Source organism: Rhizobacter sp. P1_G5, from assembly GCF_056405435.1.
The window spans coordinates 1-4969 of sequence record NZ_JBFUCB010000465.1; the positions used below are offsets into that span (position 1 = coordinate 1).

At 69.6% G+C, this 4969-nt stretch carries 5 protein-coding genes; 4 read left to right on the plus strand and 1 reads right to left on the minus strand.

The genetic code is table 11. The features are described 5' to 3' along the window. Window positions 1-181: 181 nt before the first annotated feature. Window positions 182-1174 carry an MBL fold metallo-hydrolase gene (locus AC1D12_RS24605; protein ID WP_477843457.1) on the plus strand — a complete coding sequence of 331 codons (993 nt, stop codon included), beginning with the start codon at window positions 182-184 and terminating at the stop codon, window positions 1172-1174. Window positions 1175-1183: 9 nt separating this feature from the next. Here the strand turns inward: AC1D12_RS24605 and AC1D12_RS24610 are convergent, their stop codons facing one another. Next, on the minus strand, window positions 1184-2005 hold the full coding sequence (locus tag AC1D12_RS24610; protein WP_465111695.1) for an undecaprenyl-diphosphate phosphatase: 822 nt from the start codon (window positions 2003-2005) through the stop codon (window positions 1184-1186). Between the two features lie 110 nt (window positions 2006-2115). On the opposite strand from AC1D12_RS24610, the gene AC1D12_RS24615 reads away from it, so the two are divergent. From AC1D12_RS24615 to AC1D12_RS24625, 3 genes are all read left to right on the plus strand, one after another. Beyond that, window positions 2116-2781, plus strand: a complete 666-nt coding sequence (locus AC1D12_RS24615) for a TetR/AcrR family transcriptional regulator (RefSeq protein ID WP_047513243.1) — start codon at window positions 2116-2118, stop codon at window positions 2779-2781. Next, the gene (locus AC1D12_RS24620) at window positions 2778-3920 is read left to right on the plus strand and encodes an efflux RND transporter periplasmic adaptor subunit (protein WP_477843460.1); all 1143 of its coding nucleotides are present in this window, start codon (window positions 2778-2780) and stop codon (window positions 3918-3920) included. The genes AC1D12_RS24615 and AC1D12_RS24620 overlap by 4 nt, the downstream gene beginning before the upstream one ends. A gap of 15 nt (window positions 3921-3935) precedes the next feature. Continuing rightward, a partial coding sequence (locus AC1D12_RS24625) for an efflux RND transporter permease subunit (protein ID WP_477843462.1) occupies window positions 3936-4969 on the plus strand: 1034 nt, incomplete at its 3' end.

Below are 4969 nucleotides of genomic sequence, written 5' to 3' on the forward strand. Positions count from 1 at the left end.
CTACTACGAAGGGCGCAAACCGGCCTTCGTCGACGACCTCATCGGCCTGCTCGTCGGCCCGATGTTCGTCACGGCCGAAGTGATGTTCGCGCTGGGCTGGGGCCGGCCGCTGCTGGCCGAGATCGAGCGCCGGGTCGGCCCGACCGTGCTGCGCGACCTCGCCCACCCCGCCGCCTGATTCGTGACCCTCCGCCAGGTTCGGCGCGCCGCGCTGGCGCTGGCGGCGCTGCTGGTCCTGGCCATCGCCTTCCTGGTGGTCCAGGCCCGGCGCCATCCTCCGCTCGATGAGTTCCGCCCGCTGACGCTGCCGCCGGCCCCCGCCGGCTCGGCCGTCACGGTGCGCTTCGCCGGCGTCGCGACGCTGCTGTTCGACGACGGCGAAACCGCCTGGATGACCGACGGCTTCTTCTCGCGGCCCGGYATGCGCCAGACCTTCTTCGGGCGCATCGGGCCCGACGCCGCAGCCATCGACAGCGCCCTGAAGCGCCTGGGCATCACCCGGCTGGCCGCCGTCGTCCCCGTGCATTCCCACTACGACCACGCGATGGACTCGCCCACCGTCGCGCTGCGCACCGGTGCCGTGCTGATCGGCTCCAACTCGACGATGCAGATCGGCTTCGGTGCCGGCCTGCCACGGGCCCAGCTGTATGAGGTGCACGCGGGCGAGGCCGTCGCGCTCGGCAAGTTCCGGCTGACCTTCATCGCGTCACGCCACAGCCCGACGYCGTGGAGCGACGGCGTGTCGGTGGAGAACATCGCAGCACCCGTCGTCCCGCCGACGCGCGCACCAGCCTGGCGCGAGGGCCAGGTGTGGAGCATCGTCGTCGAGCACGCCTCGGGCGGCCGCTGGCTGATCGAAGGCAGCGCCGGCTTCATCCCCGGCGCCTTGGCCGGCCGCCGGGTCGACACCGTGTTCCTCGGCGTCGGCACGCTCGGCCGCAAGGACGACGCCTACCGCAGCGCCTACTGGCATGAGACGGTGCAGCTGACCGGCGCAAAACGCGTCGTGCCGATCCACTGGGACGACTTCTGGCAGCCGCTCGATCAGCCGCTGCAGGCGATGCCGTTGCTGTTCGACGATTTCGGCGTGACGATGGCCGATCTCTCGCGGCGGGCAAAGCAGGATGGCGTCGAGTTGCGCCTGCCACCGCTGTTCACGCCGTTCACGCCGTAGCGCCGCTCCTCAATCCGCCCAGGTGACCACCCCACTCCACGCCGTCACCAGCACCACGATGCCGAACACGATGCGGTACCAGGCGAACGGCACGAAGGTGTGCGTGGAGATGTAGCGCAGCAGCCAGCGCACGCAGAAGAACGCCGAGATGAAGGCGGCCACCATGCCGACCACCCACATGCCCAGGTCGTCGACCGACAGCAGCGCGCGCTCCTTGTAGAGCGAATACACCGACGCGACGCCCAGCGTCGGGATCGCCAGGTAGAAGGTGAACTCGGTCGCCACCTGCCTCGACAGCCCGAACAGCATCCCGCCGATGATCGTGGCGCCCGAGCGGCTCGTGCCCGGGATCAGCGCGAAGGCCTGCGCGATGCCGACCTTCAGCGCATCCAGCGGCGTCAGGTCGTCGACCGAATGCACCCGCACGCTGTGCTGGCGCCGCTCGGCCCACAAGATGATCAGCCCGCCGACGATGAAGGTGGTCGCCACCGTCGGCGCGTTGAACAGGTTCGCCTTCAGCATCTTGCCGAACAGCAGGCCCAGCACCGCCAGCGGCAGGAACGCGATGCCGACGTTCAGCAGCAGCCGGCGTGCCTTCGGGTCGCTCCCCAGCCCGCCCAGCACCCCGCCGATGCGGCCGCGGAATTCCCACACCACGGCCAGGATCGCCGCGGACTGGATCACGATCTCGAACAGCTTGCCGCGCGCATCGTTGAAGTGCATCAACGACCCCGCCAGGATCAGGTGCCCCGTGCTCGACACCGGCAGGAACTCCGTCAGCCCCTCGACGACGCCCATCACCGCCGCCTTCAACAACAGTACGAAGTCCACTCGCATTCCCCGGCAAAAAATGAGCGCCGATGATAGCGGCAGCCCTCCCCCCGGCTTGACCCCCGCCACCCCACCCCTTACATTACTGACCAGTCAGTCAGTACCGTGACATGAGTACCCCCGACCCCCTCCACCCCCTCCCCGCCCGCCAGCGCCGCAAGGAAGCCCGTCCCCAGGAACTGCTGGACGCGGCTTTGGCGCTCTTTTCTGAAAAGGGTTTCTCCGCAACCCGGTCGGAAGAAGTCGCGGCGGCCGCCGGGGTGTCCAAGGGCACGCTCTATCTCTATTACCCGAGCAAGGAAGAGCTGCTGAAGGCGGTGATCCGCGACCGCGTGTCGACCGAGATCCAGAGCGGCGTCGACGAAGTGCGCGCCTTCGCCGGCAGCAACGCCCAGGTGCTGCGCGAGGTGCTGCCGCGCTGGTGGCTGCGCATCTTCGAGAGCCCGGCGTCCGCCGTCTTCAAGCTGATCGTCACCGAGGTGCGCAACTTTCCCGACATCGCCGACTACTACCGCGAGCAGGTCATCGAGCCGGGCTCGCAGCTGGTCGGCACCGTCGTGCAGCGCGGCATCGAGGCCGGCGAATTCCGCCCGGTCAACGTCGAGTTCACCGTGCACTCGCTGATCCTGCCGATGGTCATGCTGTGCATGCACAAGCACTCGCTGGGCGTCTGCTCGCCGGTGCCCTCCCTCGTGTCCCCGCAGGACTTCATCTTCCAGCACATGGACACCGTCACCCGCGGCATCGAACGCCACCCGGCCCCCGTCGTCTCATGAAGCGCTGGGTGAAGTGGGCGGTGCCCGTCGTCGTCGTCGCGCTGATCGGCGGCTTCGTGATGCGCGCGCTCAGCGCCCGCAAGCAGGAGCAGGCCCTGCTCGGCAGCACCAAGGCACCGGCCGCGCTGGAGCTCGCGCCCGGCGACCTGCTCGTGCTGCGCCCGCAATCGTTCGCCCGCACGCTCGCGGTGTCGGGCGGCCTGAAGGCGGTCAACAGCGCGGTGGTGCGCGCCAAGGTCGCCGCCGAGGTCAGGTCGCTGACGGTGCGCGAAGGTGACAGCGTCAAGGCCGGCCAGGTGATCGGCCAGCTCGAGACCACCGAGGTCGAGCTGCGCCTGCGCCAGGCCGAGCAGAACGCCGCGTCGGCACGCGGCCAGCTCGACATCGCCCGCCGCACGCTGGAGAACAACAAGGCGCTCGTCGCCCAGGGCTTCATCTCGGCCACCGGCCTGGAGACCTCGGTGTCGAACGAGGCCTCGGCCCAGGCCACCTACGGCGCGGCGGTCGCTGCCGTCGACCTGGCCCGCAAGTCGCGCAGCGATGCGCAGCTGATTGCGCCGATCAACGGCATCGTCTCGGTGCGCGCGGTGCAGCCGGGCGAGCGCGTCGCGATCGACGCCAGACTGGTCGAGGTGGTCGACCTGTCGCGCATCGAGCTCGAGGCGGCGATCGCCCCCGAAGACGTCGGCACGGTGCAGGTCGGCCAGGCGGCCACGCTGCAGGTCGACGGGCTCGCCACGCCGGCACAGGCCAAGGTGGTGCGCATCAACCCGAGCACGCAGTCGGGCACGCGCGCGGTGATGGTCTACCTCGAACTGCAGCCGCAGCCCGGCCTGCGCCAGGGCCTGTTCGCGCGCGGTGCGATCGAGATCGAGCGCAAGACCGCACTGGTCGTGCCGGCCAACGCGGTGCGCGTCGAGCAGGCCCGGCCCTACGTGCTGGCGGTGGTCGACGGCAAGGTGGTGCAGCGCCCGGTGACGCTGGGCGCCCGCGGCAGCGTCGCCGGCAGCCTGGAGCGCGACGGCCAGGTCGAGCTGCTGCAAGGTGCCGGCGAAGGCATGACGCTGCTGCGCGGCACCGTCGGCCAGGTGCGCGAAGGCACGGCCGTGCGCGTCACCAGCCCGGCCTCGGCCCCCTGACCGGCCCGCCGCACCATGTGGTTCACCCGCGTCTCGATCGGCAATCCGGTGATGGCCACGATGGTCATGCTGGCCTTCGTCGTGCTCGGGCTGTTCAGCTACCAGCGCCTGGCGGTCGACCAGTTCCCGAACATCGATTTCCCGACCGTCGTCGTGCAGATGGACTACCCGGGCGCCTCGCCCGAGATCGTCGAGAGCGAGGTCACGAAGAAGATCGAGGAGGCGGTCAACACCGTCGCCGGCATCAACTCGCTGTACTCGCGCTCGTATGAAGGCACGGCCGTCGTGATCGTCGAGTTCAACCTCGATGTCGACGGACGCAAGGCGGCCGATGACGTGCGCGAGAAGGTCGCGCTGATCCGCCCCAACCTGCGCGACGAGGTGAAGGAGCCGCGCATCTCGCGCTTCGACCCGGCCAGCCAGCCGATCTTCAACGTCGCGGTGCTGTCCGCCGATGGCAAGCGCTCGCCGCAGGAACTCACCACCTGGGCCACCCAGGTGCTGCAGAAGCGGCTCGAAAACGTGCGCGGCGTCGGCGCGGTCAGCGTGATCGGCGGTGTCGAGCGCGAGATCAACGTCTATGTGCGGCCGGCCGCGCTCGATGCGCTGGGCCTGAGCGTCGACCAGGTCGTCGCCGCGGTGCGCAGCGAGAACCAGGAGCTGCCGATGGGCTCGATCCGCACACGCGAGCAGGAGCGCGTCGTGCAGATCAATGCGCGGCTGAAGCGGCCGGACGACTTCCGCGAGATCATCGTCGCCCGCCGCGGCGCGAACGGCGGCAATGCCGTCAAGCTGTGGCAGGTGGCCGACGTGGTCGACGGCCCGCAGGAGATCGAGAGCCTCGCGCTCTACAACGGCCAGCGCACCGTGCTGCTGTCGGTGCAGAAATCGCAGGGCGAGAACACCATCGAGGTGGTCGACGGGCTGAACAAGGCGCTGGCCGAATCGGCCGCACTCACGCCGCCGGGCGTCAAGGTCGAGGTCAACCGCGACAACTCGCGCGGCATCCGCGTCTCGGTGGCCAACGTCAAGCGCACGCTGTTCGGGGG